At 60.5% G+C, this 15,340-nt stretch carries 14 protein-coding genes; 7 read left to right on the top strand and 7 right to left on the bottom strand.

The window, feature by feature from the left end; genetic code table 11:
* Positions 1-42: 42 nt before the first annotated feature.
* The gene (locus ACVWXD_RS01300; protein ID WP_032890866.1) at positions 43-798 is read right to left on the bottom strand and encodes a COG4705 family protein; all 756 of its coding nucleotides are present in this window, start codon (positions 796-798) and stop codon (positions 43-45) included.
* A gap of 191 nt (positions 799-989) precedes the next feature.
* On the opposite strand from ACVWXD_RS01300, the gene ACVWXD_RS01295 reads away from it, so the two are divergent.
* Positions 990-1,622: a flavin reductase family protein gene (locus ACVWXD_RS01295; protein ID WP_181639793.1), complete on the top strand. Its 633-nt coding sequence runs from the start codon at positions 990-992 to the stop codon at positions 1,620-1,622.
* Positions 1,623-1,746: 124 nt separating this feature from the next.
* On the opposite strand, the gene ACVWXD_RS01290 is transcribed toward ACVWXD_RS01295, so the two are convergent.
* Complete coding sequence (locus ACVWXD_RS01290) at positions 1,747-1,992, bottom strand: hypothetical protein (RefSeq protein WP_032890864.1); 246 nt, start codon at positions 1,990-1,992, stop codon at positions 1,747-1,749.
* A gap of 44 nt (positions 1,993-2,036) precedes the next feature.
* Positions 2,037-2,378, bottom strand: coding sequence for an antibiotic biosynthesis monooxygenase family protein (locus ACVWXD_RS01285; protein ID WP_032890863.1), 342 nt, complete (start codon positions 2,376-2,378; stop codon positions 2,037-2,039).
* 328 nt (positions 2,379-2,706) lie between these two features.
* Here ACVWXD_RS01285 and ACVWXD_RS01280 point away from each other — a divergent pair, with 328 nt between their 5' ends.
* Complete coding sequence (locus tag ACVWXD_RS01280; protein ID WP_032890862.1) at positions 2,707-3,636, top strand: AraC family transcriptional regulator; 930 nt, start codon at positions 2,707-2,709, stop codon at positions 3,634-3,636.
* 120 nt (positions 3,637-3,756) lie between these two features.
* Here the strand turns inward: ACVWXD_RS01280 and ACVWXD_RS01275 are convergent, their stop codons facing one another.
* From ACVWXD_RS01275 to edd, 4 genes are read right to left on the bottom strand one after another with little or no spacing between them, the layout of a single operon-like run.
* Positions 3,757-5,226 carry an ATP-binding protein gene (locus tag ACVWXD_RS01275; protein WP_457370606.1) on the bottom strand — a complete coding sequence of 490 codons (1,470 nt, stop codon included), beginning with the start codon at positions 5,224-5,226 and terminating at the stop codon, positions 3,757-3,759.
* Positions 5,216-5,992 carry a response regulator gene (locus ACVWXD_RS01270; RefSeq protein ID WP_185168276.1) on the bottom strand — a complete coding sequence of 259 codons (777 nt, stop codon included), beginning with the start codon at positions 5,990-5,992 and terminating at the stop codon, positions 5,216-5,218. Before ACVWXD_RS01270 ends, ACVWXD_RS01275 begins: the two co-directional genes overlap by 11 nt.
* 17 nt (positions 5,993-6,009) lie before the next feature.
* Positions 6,010-6,966 carry a glucokinase gene (locus ACVWXD_RS01265; RefSeq protein WP_260367552.1) on the bottom strand — a complete coding sequence of 319 codons (957 nt, stop codon included), beginning with the start codon at positions 6,964-6,966 and terminating at the stop codon, positions 6,010-6,012.
* The gene (gene edd, locus ACVWXD_RS01260; protein ID WP_032890858.1) at positions 6,963-8,789 is read right to left on the bottom strand and encodes a phosphogluconate dehydratase; all 1,827 of its coding nucleotides are present in this window, start codon (positions 8,787-8,789) and stop codon (positions 6,963-6,965) included. The genes ACVWXD_RS01265 and edd overlap by 4 nt, the downstream gene beginning before the upstream one ends.
* Positions 8,790-9,010: 221 nt before the next feature.
* On the opposite strand from edd, the gene gap reads away from it, so the two are divergent.
* From gap to ACVWXD_RS01235, 5 genes are all read left to right on the top strand, one after another.
* Entirely contained in the window at positions 9,011-10,012 is a 1,002-nt protein-coding gene (gene gap / locus ACVWXD_RS01255; RefSeq protein WP_032890857.1) for a type I glyceraldehyde-3-phosphate dehydrogenase, read from the top strand.
* A 193-nt stretch (positions 10,013-10,205) separates the two neighbouring features.
* Positions 10,206-10,724, top strand: a complete 519-nt coding sequence (locus tag ACVWXD_RS01250; protein ID WP_032890856.1) for an RNA polymerase sigma factor — start codon at positions 10,206-10,208, stop codon at positions 10,722-10,724.
* Positions 10,725-10,798: 74 nt separating this feature from the next.
* Positions 10,799-11,767, top strand: a complete 969-nt coding sequence (locus ACVWXD_RS01245; protein WP_122753139.1) for a FecR family protein — start codon at positions 10,799-10,801, stop codon at positions 11,765-11,767.
* A 115-nt stretch (positions 11,768-11,882) separates the two neighbouring features.
* Positions 11,883-14,447, top strand: a complete 2,565-nt coding sequence (locus ACVWXD_RS01240; RefSeq protein ID WP_457370605.1) for a TonB-dependent receptor — start codon at positions 11,883-11,885, stop codon at positions 14,445-14,447.
* Positions 14,448-14,581: 134 nt separating this feature from the next.
* On the top strand, positions 14,582-15,190 hold the full coding sequence (locus ACVWXD_RS01235; protein ID WP_286819498.1) for a biliverdin-producing heme oxygenase: 609 nt from the start codon (positions 14,582-14,584) through the stop codon (positions 15,188-15,190).
* Positions 15,191-15,340: the final 150 nt, after the last annotated feature.

The following is a 15,340-nucleotide window of genomic DNA, read 5'->3' as shown; positions in this document are numbered from 1 at the left end:
GGGCAAGCCCCCTCCCACATTGGTTTTACATCGCTGGGTTAATCAGGACAGTTCCGCCACCTCGTTGCGCCCATACCGCCGCTGCGCATACGACGCCCCGGCAATCATCACCACCAGCACCGCCGCCAATACCGCCGATGATCCAATGGTGCCGAAATCCAATCCGCCCTTTTCATGGGGCTTGGTCAGGAAGTCGCCCAGGGTTGCACCAAACGGCCGGGTCAACACAAACGCCACCCAGAACAACAACACCGACGAGATTTGGGTGAAGTACTTGAGCGCCACCACCGCAGCGATGGTCGAGCCAATCAACAAGGCACCACCGGCGAAGCCGAGACCCGAATCATCCGCCAGGAAGTCGCCCAATGCGGTGCCCAGTGTGTTGGAGAACAGGATCGCCATCCAATAGAACAACTCACCCCGGAAGGTCTGCACCTTGTTCACGTTCAGCGAGTCACCGCTGAGGTGCCACAGCGCAAAAATGATCATCAGGATCACAATCAGGATCATCGACCCCGTGGCGTAACCCAGCCCCAGGGTACGGTCCATGAAGTCGGACATCGTGGTACCCGCAGTGCTGGTGGACAAAATCACGATCCAGTACAGCACCGGGTTGTAGGTTTTGGACCAGAGTTGCGTCACCAGGGTGACCAGGAACACGCTGATCAAAATCATCGAACTGATCGCATAACCGACATTCAGGGTCATCGACAACAAGTCCCCGGCGGTTTCGCCCAAGGTGGTTGCGCAGATTTTCATGACCCAGAACGCCAGGGTGATCTGAGGAAGTTTATTCATAAGGTAGAAGGCTCCGAAGCTCAGTCTTTCGATGGCCGACTTATAGGGGTGTCGACCTTGTGCGCAGACTGAACGGGCCGCTGTGAAAAATAGGTGGGCGATGAATGAAAATTCCATGGCTTGATGGAAATTCGCTGCCACGGGTTGCACTATGACCGCCTCCCAGAATTGCGTAGCAGGAACCCCGGCTCATGTCTGACGATATCCATTTCTACGAACCCGCCAACGGCCACGGCCTGCCACATGACCCGTTCAACGCCATCGTTGGCCCACGGCCAATCGGCTGGATCTCGTCGCACGACAGCGCAGGCCGCCTGAACCTGGCGCCCTACAGCTTCTTCAATGCGTTCAACTACATTCCGCCGATCATTGGGTTTTCCAGTGTCGGGCGCAAAGACAGCCTGAACAATATCGAACAGACCGGCGAGTTCGTGTGGAACCTGGCTACCCGCCCGCTGGCCGAGCAGATGAACCAGAGTTGCGCGGCGGTCTCGCCGGAGGTGAATGAGTTCGAGTTGTCCGGCCTGACGCCCGTGGCCTCGAAAATCGTCGCCGTGCCACGGGTGGGCGAGAGCCCGGTGTCATTTGAATGCAAGGTGACGCAGATCATCCAGCTGCAACGCGCCGACAAAGGGTTGGTGCCGAGCTGGCTGGTGCTGGGCGAGGTGGTCGCGGTGCACATTGCTAAGTGGTTGCTCAAGGATGGCATCTACGACACCGCCGCCGCCGAGCCGATCCTGCGTGGTGGCGGCCCGGCGGACTACTTCCAGCTGGGGCCGGAGGCGCTGTTCAAGATGTATCGCCCAGGCGCCAGCAAACCCTGACTGAAATACAACAAAAATGTGGGAGCGGGCGTGCCCCGATGGCAATGGCACATTCAACATCTTTGTTGACTGACACACTGCTATCGGGGGCAAGCCCCCTCCCACATTAGATTGTCGGCGTTGTTCAGATGGCGGCGCTCGCCCAGGTCAGCTGCCCCTCTTCATCCACACCGATCAACCGCTCAAGCTGCACGGTGGCTGCATCATCGGCGTCGGAGGCGGTCTTGAACGTCTGTCCATCCAGGATCTTGTGAAACTTCGGTGCCCCCATACCATCCAGTGCCTTGACGGCGACGGCGGCGCTGTAGCCCCCTTCACCCGGTACTACGGCGGATACGGCTTCGTGGTGGGCAAATTGTTTACGTGCCATGTTGCAGGTCCTGGCCAATGGAAAGGCGGCCATTCTAAACCTGTTCACCCAGCGAGTTGCAGGTACTCGCCATAGGCGTTAGTGGCGGATGCGTCGGTGAAGGTTTGGAAATCCATGCTGCGCACCACCATGTCGTTCAACAGCTCGGTAAAGATCATCAGGGCCGGCGAGCTGAAGTAGGCACTCATCGCCTGCTCGCTGCTCCAGAAACCCGAGACCAACCACACATCGGGATCGACCTGGGAATGCTGCAACGAGAATTGCAGACAACCCTGAGCCTGGCGACCCGGTTCGATCAAACTGCTCAAGCGTGCACCGAGTTCGGTGCTGCACCCGGTGCGGGCGCGGATAAAGGCCATATGGCTCGCGGGAATGGGGGTGGACATGTTCGACTCTCCCGTTGAGAAGTGATGCTCGGCAAACACGGTGAGGGTGTGCTGCCACAGGATCAAAGATAACGGCGCGCAGGTAGGCGCGGTTAGTCGATTCCTGCCGGCTTATTGCACAATCCTGCGAGAAGCGTAAACCGGGTACTCGGCTCACTGGTTTTGCGCCATGCACAAACGCAGTATTTCAGGGAGATGACAGGCCTCACGCTTGCCTGATTGGCGATACGCCGCAGGATCAGGCAAGGATTGTGCAGAATCGACCTAACACTATTTGAAAAGCCGCCGCTAAGCTGACCCCATCAAAGCCGCCTGCAGAGGACGCTTCATGTCGTCGCCCGAATATCAGTCCATTCCTCTCGATGCCGAGATGGAAAAGCAGCGTGCCGAACTGGCCAGTATCGTGCACAGGCATACTTGGGAAGATGGCTCCTACGGTACCGCGATCACGTCGCTCTACCTGAACCGCCACAACACGCCACGCGACTTTATGCCGGTGCTGGTGGAACCCGCGCTGTGCATCCTTGCCAACGGCAGCAAGGAAGTGCGCCTGGCGGATGAAATCTTTGCCTACGACCCGCTCAATTACCTGGTGTTCTCGGTGGCGATGCCAGTGGCCGGGCGGATCATCGACGCCACGCCCGACGATCCGAACCTGTCGGTGCGGATCAATATCGACCCGGCGCAGCTGACCGCCCTGATCGCTGAAGCCGGCCCCATGGGCGTACCCACACGCCCGACATCACGCGGCATGTACGTGGACCGGATTGACAACCAATTGCTCGACGCGGTGCTGCGCCTGGCGCGCTTGCTGGATACGCCCAAAGACATCGCCATGCTGGCCCCACTGATCAACCGGGAAATTCTTTACCGCTTGCTACGTGGGCCGCAGGGTTATCGCCTGTATGAAATTGCCGTGGCCAACAGCCAGAGCCATCGGGTGAGCCAAGCGATCAAGTGGCTCAATGGCAACTACGAACAACCGCTTCGCATTGATGATCTGGCCAAGGAAGTGAACCTGAGCGTTTCGACATTGCACCACCGCTTCAAGGCAATCACCGCCATGAGCCCCTTGCAGTACCAGAAGCAGTTGCGCTTGCAGGAAGCACGCAGATTGATGATCGCCGAAGGGCTGGAAGCATCAGCGGCGGGGTATCGGGTGGGGTATGAAAGCCCGTCGCAGTTCAGTCGGGAATACAGCCGATTGTTTGGGGCGCCGCCGCTGCGGGATCTGGCCCGCCTGCGCCAAAGCATCTGACCGAATGAAGATCAAAATGTGGGAGGGGGCTTGCTCCCGATAGCGGTGGATCTGCTTTAGATACCTGACTGAGACACTGCCATCGGGGGCAAGCCCCCTCTCACATGGGTCCGCGAGCATTCAATCCAGGGTGCGCGGTAGTTGCAGAGTCACCCGTAACCCCCCCTCCCGCAAATTCTGCAAACTCACTTCACCGCCATGGCTGTGGGCAATATTGCGCGCAATCCCCAGGCCCAACCCATAGCCCTGCTGCTGCCCGGAAAGGCGGAAGTGCGGCTCGAATACCTGTTCCAAACGCTGCTCCGGAACGCCGGGACCTTCATCGTCGACGTGCAGGACAAACTGCGCACCATCATCCTCGATATACAAATGCGCGTTCTGCCCGTACTTCAACGCGTTATCGATCAGGTTGCCGATACACCGCTTGAGCGCCAGCGGCTTGCCCGGATAGGTCGCCAATGCAGCGCCATCCAGGGTCACACGGCCGTTACCGTTTGGCGCCACATAAGGCTCTACCAGGCATTCGAGCACATGGTTAAGGTCGACCGGCTGGATGTTCTCGTGGATATCGGTGTCTTTCACACATTGCAGCGCGCCCTTCACCAGCAACTCCAATTCATCCAGGTCACGGCCGAATTTGGTTTGCAGGTTTTCGTCTTCGAGCAGTTCCACACGCAGACGCAGGCGGGTGATCGGTGTGCGCAGGTCGTGGGAAATCGCGCTGAACAGTTGGCTGCGCTCGGTCAAATAGCGGCTGATGCGCTCGCGCATGGCATTAAACGCGCGGCCCACTTCCACCACTTCACTGCCGCCGCCTTCGGCCACCGGCTCCACATCGGCGCCGAGAGACATGTCTCGCGCCGCCCGCGCCAAGCGCTTGAGGGGGCGGCTTTGCCAGTGCACCAGCAGGCCAATGAACAACAGCAGAAAACCGCTGGTCAACACGATAAACCACACCTGCTGGGACGGTAGGCCCTGTTCTTCAAGGCTGGTGTAGGGCTCAGGCAGCAACGAGGCGATGTACAGCCATTCGCCGGGGGCGAGTTGGATCTGGGTCACCAGCACCGGCGGGTTTACCGGTTCCAGGGTCAGCGCGTAATGGGCCCAAGAGCGCGGCAACTCATCGAGCTTGAGGCCCGCGTTGAAGATGCGCAGGTCTTCGGCGCTGACGAATTCCACCGAGATGTGCACGTCGGCGCCCAGGGTCTGGCGCAGCACTTCGTCCACGGCCACCAGCACCGCCTGCTTGCGTGGGGTTTCGGGCAATACCTGCATGTCCAGCGGACGGTCATTAAGGGTGACTACAAACCGGGTGCCGCCCATGCTACGCAATTGGTCGAGAACCAGCGGACGATAGGCCACCGGCAACGAACGGAAGTAACTCACACTGGCGGTCATCGAATGGGCCAGGCTGCGAGCGCTGGTGACCAGGCCCTCAAGCTGGGTAGCACGCAACTGCGAAACCCAAATCACGCTGGACAACGCCTGGGCGAACAACACCGCAAGCAATGTCAGCAGCAGCATGCGTCCCAGCAGCGAGCGCGGTACCGGGAAGCGGCGCCGGCGTTCGGTCACGGGCTCAGTGGACATTGCCGGCAACCACGCTGGCTGCCAGTTGATAACCGCTGCCACGTACGGTGCGGATCAGCCTCGGGGGCTTTTCGGTGTCGCGCAGGCGTTGGCGCAGGCGGCTGACCGCCATGTCGACGATGCGGTCCAGCGGCATCAGGTCGCGGCCACGGGTGGCGTTGCCGATAGTGTCGCGATCGAGAATTTGTTGCGGATGGTCGAGAAACAACTTGAGCAGTGCGAAGTCGGCACCGGAGAGAATCACTTCCTCGCCGTCCACGTGGAACAGCCGATGGCTGATCATGTCCAGGCGCCATTCATCGAACACCAGCACATCGCCACTCCCACTGCGCTCCTGGCCAAACTGGCAGCGGCGCAACAGGGCCTTGATCCGCGCCTGCAACTCGCGAGGGCTGAATGGCTTGCCGATATAGTCATCGGCGCCCAGTTCCAGGCCGATCACGCGGTCGGCTTCGTCAGAACTGGCGGTAAGCATAATGATCGGCACCTGCGCCTGGCGCGGGTGCTGGCGGATCCAACGGCAGAGGCTGAAGCCATCTTCGTCCGGCAGCATCACATCGAGGATGACCAGGTCGCACGGCGCCTCGTTCATCGCCTGGCGGAACCCCGCGCCATCCGGCACGCCACGCACCTGGAAGCCGGCGCGACTGAGGTAGGTTTGCAGCAATTCGCGGATTTCCTGGTCGTCGTCGACGAGGAGAATCGATTTACTGATTACGCTCACGGGGTCCTCCTTGTTGTTATGGGGTGTTCTTGATGGCCTCATCGGGGGCAGGTCACTGCCTACGCAAATGCCTGCTCTAACGCCACACCCGCCCCGGTCAACCCGGAATACGGCGCGGTCACCAACCACACCGGAATACCTTTGAAGTAGTCGCTCATGCAGCCTTTGTCGCTGAAACTCTTGGCAAAGCCGCTGTTGATGAAAAAGTCGGCAAACCGCGGAATCACCCCACCCACGATATACACACCACCGCGTCCACCGGTGGTCAGCACGTTATTGCCCGCCACTCGGCCCAGCCAGACGCTGAACTGCTCCAACACTTCCATCGCCACCGGGTCGCCGGCCAAGCCTGCAGCCGTGATGGCTTCGGGCGTGTCGAGCACAGGCGCGTGACCGTCCACCGCACAAATCGCGCGGTACAGACGCGGCAAGCCGCCACCGCTCAACGCCGTTTCAGCGCTGACGTGGCCAATCTCGTTGTAAATGTGTTGCCACAACTGGGTTTCCCGAGGGCTGCTCAGGGGCAGGTCGACGTGGCCGCCCTCCCCCGGCAACGCCGCGTAACGACCTGCGCCGAGATCCAGCAGTGTGCCGACGCCCAGGCCAGTGCCAGGCCCGATCACCACCGCCGGGCGCAACGGCTCCGGCGTGCCCTCACAAACCACGCGAAATTCGTCGGGTTGCAGGCGGGTCATCCCCAGGGCCATGGCGGAGAAGTCATTGACCAGCAGCAGTTCATCCAGCTGCAAGGTCTTGCAGAACGCCGTCTTGCTCAGGCGCCAGTGATTATTGGTGAATTTGAATTCATCGCCACTCACCGGCCCGGCCACCGACAGGCACACCGCGCCGATGTCCCCGATTTCCAGGCCCTCTTCCTTCAGATAGACCTTGATCGCCTCTTCAGGGGTTGGGTAATCCGCCGTGGCATGCACCCGAATCGAATGCAGTGCCGAATCCCGCCACACTGCAAAACGGGCGTTGGTACCCCCGATATCACCGACCAGCGCTAACTTCACTTAAGCGTCTCCAAGGCAGAGGTAAAGGCGCTGGCGCCCTGCTCTGCGGAGCTTGCGGCCAAGCGCATAAATCCAAACAGCTCGCGGCCGGCCCCCACGTTATTGCCCAGAAGGCCCGTGGCAGGCGTGCGCGCTGCAAATTCTTCGGCGTCCACCTTAAGCTCCAAGGTGCCGGTAACGCCATCCACACGAATGATATCGCCATCGCGTACTCGCGCCAGCGGCCCGCCGCTCTGGGCTTCGGGGTTGACGTGAATCGCGGCGGGAATCTTACCCGACGCGCCGGACATACGCCCGTCTGTCACCAATGCCACCTTGAAACCACGGTCCTGCAGCACACCCAGGAACGGCGTCATCTTGTGCAGCTCGGGCATGCCGTTGGAGCGCGGGCCCTGGAAGCGCATCACCGCGACGAAATCTTTTTCCAACTGACCAGCCTTGAACGCATCGGCCAGATCCTGCTGATCCTGGAACACCACCGCCGGCGCTTCGACGATCTGGTGCTCTGGGGCTACCGCAGAGACTTTCATCACACCGCGGCCGAGGTTGCCTTCCATCACGCGCAGACCACCTTCCGGCGAGAACGCACGGGCCACGGGCCGCAGGATGGTTTCGTCGAGGCTTTCGATAGGACCGTCACGCCAAACCAGCTCGCCGTCGACCAGGAACGGTTCCTGGATGTATCGGCTCAGGCCCTTGCCGGCCACGGTGTTGACGTCTTCGTGGAGCAGGCCCGCTTCCAGCAGCTCACGGATCAGGAACGACATGCCGCCCGCCGCCTGGAAGTGATTGATATCGGCCTTGCCGTTTGGATACACGTGGGACAGGGTCGGCACCACCTCGGAGAGGTCAGCCATATCGTCCCAGGTGAGGATGATGCCTGCCGACATGGCGATGGCCGGCATGTGCAGGGTGTGGTTGGTGGACCCGCCGGTCGCGTTGAGGGCGACGATGGAGTTGACGATGGATTTCTCGTCGACGATCTCGCCGATCGGCGTGAAGTTGCCGTTGGCCTTGGTCAGGCGCGTAACCTGATGCGCGGCTTCACGGGTCAGCGCGTCACGCAGCGGCGTGTACGGGTTGACGAATGAAGCGCCCGGCAAGTGCAGGCCCATCACTTCCATCAACAGTTGATTGGTGTTGGCAGTGCCGTAGAAGGTGCAGGTGCCGGGGCTGTGGTAGGACTTCATCTCCGATTCCAGCAGCTCTTCGCGAGTGGCCTTGCCTTCGGCGTAGCGCTGGCGCACGTCGGCTTTCTGCTTGTTGGAGATACCCGACGGCATTGGGCCGCCCGGTACGAAGATCATCGGCAGGTGACCGTAGCGCAGCGCGCCCATCATCAGGCCGGGGACGATCTTGTCGCAGATGCCCAGCATCAGTGCGGCGTCGAACATGTTGTGGGACAGCGCCACCGCCGTGGACATGGCAATGACTTCACGGCTGAGCAGGCTCAGCTCCATCCCCGGCTCGCCCTGGGTCACACCGTCGCACATTGCAGGCGTACCACCAGCGAACTGGCCGACCGAGCCGACTTCACGCAGAGCTTTCTTTATTTGTTCAGGGAAATGTTCGTACGGCTGGTGCGCCGACAGCATGTCGTTATATGAGGAAACAATTGCCACGTTGGCGGCATTCATCATGCGCAGGCTGTTTTTGTCTTCGGTGCCGCAACCGGCCACGCCGTGGGCAAAGTTGGCGCATTGCAGCTTGCCGCGCATCGGACCGTCGCTGGCGGCGCCGCGAATGAGCGCAAGGTAAGCCTCGCGGGTGGCGCGGCTGCGGGCGATAAGCCGTTCGGTGACCTCAAGAACGCGGGGATGCATGTGTAGAACTCCAGGCTAACGGATGTGGCGACCTGAGTGTCTATGCTGATCAAACGCCCGCAGCTCATGGGATGGCAGGGTGTCGTTTGAATCATCGGACCAGTTGATTCAGGTCACTCGTTGTAGATTGAACAAAATATTGCCACTAAAAAGGCTTGTTTTCTATTTTTATGCGAATAATCTTGTAATTCTTACAACAAATCGACGACAGGCACTCTCCAATGACTCTTCGTATCGCAATCAATGGTTTTGGCCGTATTGGCCGTAATGTCCTGCGCGCACTGTATACCCAAGGCTACCGCCAGGATTTGCAGATCGTCGCCATCAACGATCTGGGCGACAGCTCGATCAATGCCCACCTGCTCAAATACGACACCGTACATGGCACATTCGACGCAGAGGTCGCCCACGATCAGGAAAGCCTGACCGTCAACGGTGACCGGATTGCCGTGAGTGCCATTCGCAACCCGGCTGACCTGCCATGGGCTGCACACAAGATTGACGTGGTATTCGAATGCACCGGTCTGTTCACCGACCGTGACAAGGCCGCCGCCCATATTACCGCCGGCGCGCGCAAGGTGATCATCTCGGCACCGGCCAAAGGCGCGGACGCCACTGTGGTGTATGGCGTGAACCACGACATTCTGCGTCAGTCCCACCAGATCATCTCCAACGCCTCGTGCACCACCAACTGCCTGGCGCCGGTCGCCCAGGTGCTGCACCGCGAGCTGGGCATCGAGAGTGGCCTGATGACCACCATCCACGCCTACACCAACGACCAGAACCTGACTGACGTCTACCACACCGACCCGTACCGCGCGCGCTCCGCCACCCAGAACATGATCCCAAGCAAGACCGGCGCTGCCGAAGCGGTGGGCCTGGTGCTGCCGGAACTGGCGGGCAAGCTGACCGGCATGGCCGTGCGCGTGCCGGTGATCAACGTGTCCTTGGTAGACCTCACCGTAACGCTGAAGAAAGAAGCCACTGCCGAAGAGGTCAACGCGCTGCTCAAGGAAGCCAGCCAGCACTCGAAGATCCTCGGTTACAACACCCTTCCGCTGGTTTCCAGTGACTTCAACCACAACCCGCTGTCGTCGATCTTCGACGCCAATCACACCAAGGTCAGCGGCAAGTTGCTCAAAGTATTGGCCTGGTACGACAACGAGTGGGGCTTCTCCAACCGTATGCTGGATAACTGCCTGGCGCTGTGTAACGCCGAATAAAGCGATCCTTTGGGAGGGGCGATTCGACTTGCTCCCGATGGCGGTGTATCAGGCAGGAATGTGTTGGCTGACACACCGCTATCGGGGGCAAGCCCCCTCCCACATTGTTCTAAGTAGGCCCAGAGAAATAGCCACTTGCCATTTGAGTTGATGATAAGCATTATCATTTGCTGCAAATCGGTCTGGTATCACTGTGAGCCAATCTCGCTTCAACCAAGTCTTTCTCACCCAACGGGTGATTCTGCTACGCACCTTGCAGCGGATGGTGAATAACCACAGCACCGCCGAGGACCTGCTGCAGGAAACCTACCTGCGCGTCACACGGGCCCTCAGCGAGCGGCCGATCGATCACCTTGAACCCTTCGTTTATCAAACAGCACGTAACCTCGCGCTGGATCACCTGCGCTCACGCAGAATCCAGGCCCGCACGCTGCAGGAAGATGTCCCGCTGGACATCCTGCAAAGCGTCGCCGCCCCTATCAGCACCCCCGAAGATGCGACTCAGGCCGAGCAACTGCTTGAGCACCTGAGCGTCAGCCTGGGCCAATTGAGCGCCCGCCAGCAGCAGATTTTCATCCTCAGCCGCCTGCATGGGTGCAGCTATCAGGAGATTGCCGATCAGTTGGACGTGTCCCTGAGCACGGTGCAAAAGGAACTGAAATTGATCATGGCCATCTGCGTAGGTGTGGCCGACCGGCTGGATCGGCCTTAAGCTGCACGCGACAGAAATGTCGACCCGAGCTGTAGGAATAATGAATAGAACGTGGCGAAGACCCGAGGAACACCGTGACGGACCCCAATAAACTGCGCCCTCATGAGCTGGCTCATGAGGTGCTGCAAGACACGGCTATGGACCAGGCCCTGGATTGGCTGATTGCCTTGCAGTGCCCGCAAGCTGGGCAGCAGGCCGAGTTTGAAGCCTGGCTGGCCCGCGACCCGGCCCACGTCAACGCCTTCGCCAAGGCCCAGGCCGCCTGGGGTGGCGCGCCGGTTCACAGCGCCGCGGTGGCCCTGGCCGCGCCGCGCAAGCCCAGCGCCTGGCGCCGAATGAAACCCCATTGGAAACCGCTCGCCACCGCCGCCGTGTTGCTGATCGGGCTGTTCAGCTTCAGCAACCTGCCGGTGCGCCTGCAGGCCGACCACCTCACCGTGGTGGGCGAACGACAACGTCTGCAATTGGACGACGGCTCGAAAGTATTGCTGAACACCAACTCGGCGTTCTCCAGCAGCATCAAGGACCACCAGCGCATCGCCCGCCTGTACCAGGGCGAGGCTTTTTTCGAGGTTGTGCCCAACCATGGCCAGCCCCTGGAAATCGACGCCGGCCCGGTACGCGCCAGCGTGCGCGACACCGCCTTCGCCGTGCGCTACCTCAATGGCGAGGCCCAGGTGCAAGTGCAGCGCGGTGATGTCGACCTCAGCAACACTTTCGACGATGCCCGCGTACGCCTGCGCGCCGGCGAAAGTATCCGCATCGGCCCCAAAGGCTTCGGCCAACCGGCCAAGCTGGACGCCAATAAGGACCTGGCCTGGGTGCAAGGCCGGTTGATTTTTGAAAACTGCCCGATGAGCGAAGTGCTCGCCGAGTTGCGCCGCTATTACCCCGGCTGGATCGTCAACACCAACGACCAACTCGCCAGCGTCGCGGTCACCGGCAATTACCGGCTCGATCAACCCCTGGACGTCGTGCGTTCACTGGCGCACATCACCTCTGCCAAGCTCTCGGAATACCCGGCGCTGGTCATCCTGAACTAAATGAGAATTATTTTTACTCGATAACCTTCGGCGGTACGTCTCGTCTTAGCCAATGCAACTGATTCCTATTTGATTCGGTTCGCAACTATAAGATTCGTCCCCCGGAGCGCTTTCGATGTCCTCTCGTTTCAACCGCCGGTCTTCTTCGCCCGTCCTGTCCTTGTTGACTGCCGCCATCCTGCTGGCCGGCGCGCCGGCCATGGCCGCCACCGCTGCCGAACCGGTTTCGCGCAGCCAGGGCAACTACACCTTCAGCATCGAACAGCAGCCGCTGGTCTCGGCGCTCAATGCCTTTACCGCCGTGACCGGCTGGCAAGTCGGCCTGCCCGCAGAGCTGGGCCAGGGCGTGTCGTCTCCTGGCGCACGCGGCCCGTTGTCGCCAGAAAAAGCGTTGGACCGGCTGTTGGTGGGGACCAACCTGAGCTACCGCAAACTGGGCAATAACAACATCGTGCTGGAAAAGCGCGCAGCGGGCAGCACCCTCAACCTGCAACAGGTGACCATCAGCGCAACCCGTAACGCGCAGGATGTGAACAGCGTGCCGAGTACCGTCAGCGTGCATGAGCGTGAGGAACTGGACCGCCAGAACGTCAACAACATCCGGGAACTGGTGCGCTACGAGCCCGGCGTCTCGGTGGGCGGCGCTGGTACACGAGCAGGTAATGCCGGCTTCAACATTCGCGGCATCGATGGCGACCGTATCCTTACTCAAGTGGACGGTGTGGAAGTGCCGGGCAACTTCTTCAACGGCCCCTACGCCAAGACCCGCCGCAACTACGTCGACCCGGAAATCGTAAAGCGCGTGGAAATCCTGCGCGGGCCGGCGTCGGCCCTCTACGGCAGCAGCGCCATCGGCGGCGCCGTCAGTTACTTCACCCTCGACCCGGTTGACATCATCAAGCCAGGCCAAGACTTCGGCGCCCGCCTGAAGACCGGCTACAGCTCCGCCGACGAAAGTTGGCTGACCTCTGGCACCTTCGCCGGCCGCGTTCAAGACTTCGACGGTTTGCTGCACCTGAGCCAGCGCAACGGTCACGAAACTGAGTCCTACGACGGCAACAACGCCACCGGCCTGGATCGCACAGGCGCCAACCCGGAAGAAGCGCGCACCACTAACATCCTGGCGAAGCTCGGCTGGAACTATGGCGATGACAACCGCCTGGGTCTGACGTACGAGAAGTACAAGGATGATCGCGACGTCAACCTGAAGAACGCGGTGGGCGGCCCGTTCATCGGCGGCCGAGGCTTCAACCTCTACCGTGATCGTCGTGGTAACGACACCATCACCCGTGAACGTTTCGGCCTGGAAAACAGCTTCGCCCTTGAGTCGCCGATTGCCGACCGCATCAAGACCAGCGTCAATTACCAGATCGCCAAGACCGACCAGACCACCGCCGAAATCTATCAATCCGGTCGTCGCGTCCTGCGCACACGCGACACGCTCTACCAGGAAAAACAGTGGGTTTTCGATGCACAGTTGGACAAAGCGTTCAGCCTCGGTGAAACCGATCACCAAGTGACCTACGGCACCACCCTTAAGCAGCAGAAAGTCACCGGCTCGCGCGAGGGCAGCGCGACCTGCGTGGCCGTCGGCAGCGGTTGCACCGCCATCGGCGCGCCCAGCCCGATGGCCTCCGATAGCGTGAAGAAGGCCAGCGACTTCCCCGACCCGACCATCAACACCTATTCGCTGTTCGCACAGGACCAGATCACTTGGGACAAATGGACCTTCCTCCCCGCCGTGCGCTATGACTACACCCAGCTCAAACCCAAGCTGACCCAGGAATTCCTCAACACCGTCAACCCGACAGGTGCGGAAACGGTGAGCGACAAGAAGAAAACCTGGCACCGCGTGACGCCCAAGTTTGGCCTGACCTACGCGCTGACGGACCAATACACCTGGTTCGGCCAATACGCCGAAGGTTTCCGCACACCGTCCGCCAAATCGCTGTACGGCCGCTTTGAAAACTTGAACCTGGGCTACACCGTCGAACCCAATCCGGATCTCAAGCCGGAGACCAGCAAAGGCATCGAAACCGGGATTCGCGGCAAGTTCGACGAGGGTTCCTTCGAGGTGGCGGTGTTCTATAACAAATATCGCGACTTTATCGACGAAGACAACGTCGTGGTCGGCGGCACTGCCGAGCAGTTCCAAGCCGTCAATATCAAGCGCGCCAGCGTCAAGGGCGCCGAAGCCAAGGGCCGCCTGAACCTGGATGCATTCGGTGCCCCACAAGGCCTATACACCCAGGGTGCGGTCTCCTATGCCTACGGTCGCAACGACCAAAACGGCGAACCGCTGAACAGCGTCAACCCGCTCAAGGGCGTGTTCGGCCTGGGCTACGACCAGGACAATTACGGCGGCCTGCTGAGCTGGACCCTGGTGAAGAAGCAGAATCGCGTAGACAGCTCCACCTTCCACGCGCCGGACGGCGACACCAGCGGCCCATTCAAAACCCCCGGCTTCGGCGTTGTCGACCTGACCGCCTACTACAAAGTCACCAGCGACGTGACCATCAATGGCGGCCTCTACAACCTCACCGACAAGAAGTACTGGAACTGGGATGACGTACGCAGCTACGACAGCGTCGGCGAAGCCGCGGTAACCGGCCCGGCCAACCTCGACCGCCTGACCCAGCCCGGCCGAAACTTTGCGATTAACGTGATCTGGGATATCTGACCAAGCCCCTCTCACCTCGTCGAAATTTCAACGACGAGGTGAGGATTTTTTACTGTGCCGCGTCTTCTTGTTCGTCTAGTTGATAACCGCTCTCTTTCGGGCACCAAGGCGCTCCCCTTCTCAAGGACTTTTTCATGACCGCTTCTCCTAACGCAGAACGTCCAAGCCTGCGCTCCCAGCGCCTGAACCAGATCACCAACGAGCCGCACACCAAGCTGGATGCACTGGTGAAGGCCCATGCCCCGTTCGAAACCCAGGCCAACTTTGCCCGTTTCGTGGTGGCGCAGTACCTGTTCCAGTCGGAACTGGTGGCCCTGTACAACGACGCCGAACTGATCAAGATCGTGCCTGACCTCGCCGCACGCTGCCGCGCCGAAGCCGCCAAGCTGGACCTCGCCGACCTGGACACCGAAGTGCCGGCTGCGGTGGCCGGTGCAGTGAGCAACCCGAGCAAAGCAGAAGCCCTGGGCTGGCTGTTCGTCTCGGAAGGCTCCAAGTTGGGCGCCGCGTTCCTGATCAAGCGCGCCGTAGGCCTCGGCTTGAGCGAAACCTTTGGGGCCCGCCACTTGGGTGAGCCAGCCGGCGGTCGTGCCGAAGGCTGGAAGAGCTTCACCCGCACCCTCGACGGCCTGCAATTCAGCCCCGCGGAAGAGGCCGCAGTAGAAAAAGGCGCGGTGGATGCGTTTGTGCGCTTCACCGTGTTGCTGGAACAGGCGTACGCTAGCGCCCCTGAACTGGCCTGATCCCGCAAATTGAAATGCAACCCAATGTGGGAGGGGGGCTTGCCCCCGATAGCGGTGCATCAGCCAACAAATAGGTAACTGACCCAGCCCCCTCCCACATTTTGATCGCATTTGAGTTCGGACTTTTTTGTAAACCTTCCCCAAGAAAAG

Source organism: Pseudomonas sp. TE3911, from assembly GCF_054062775.1.
Note: the sequence above shows the minus strand (reverse complement) of the source record. Positions and strands in the feature narration are given on the sequence as shown.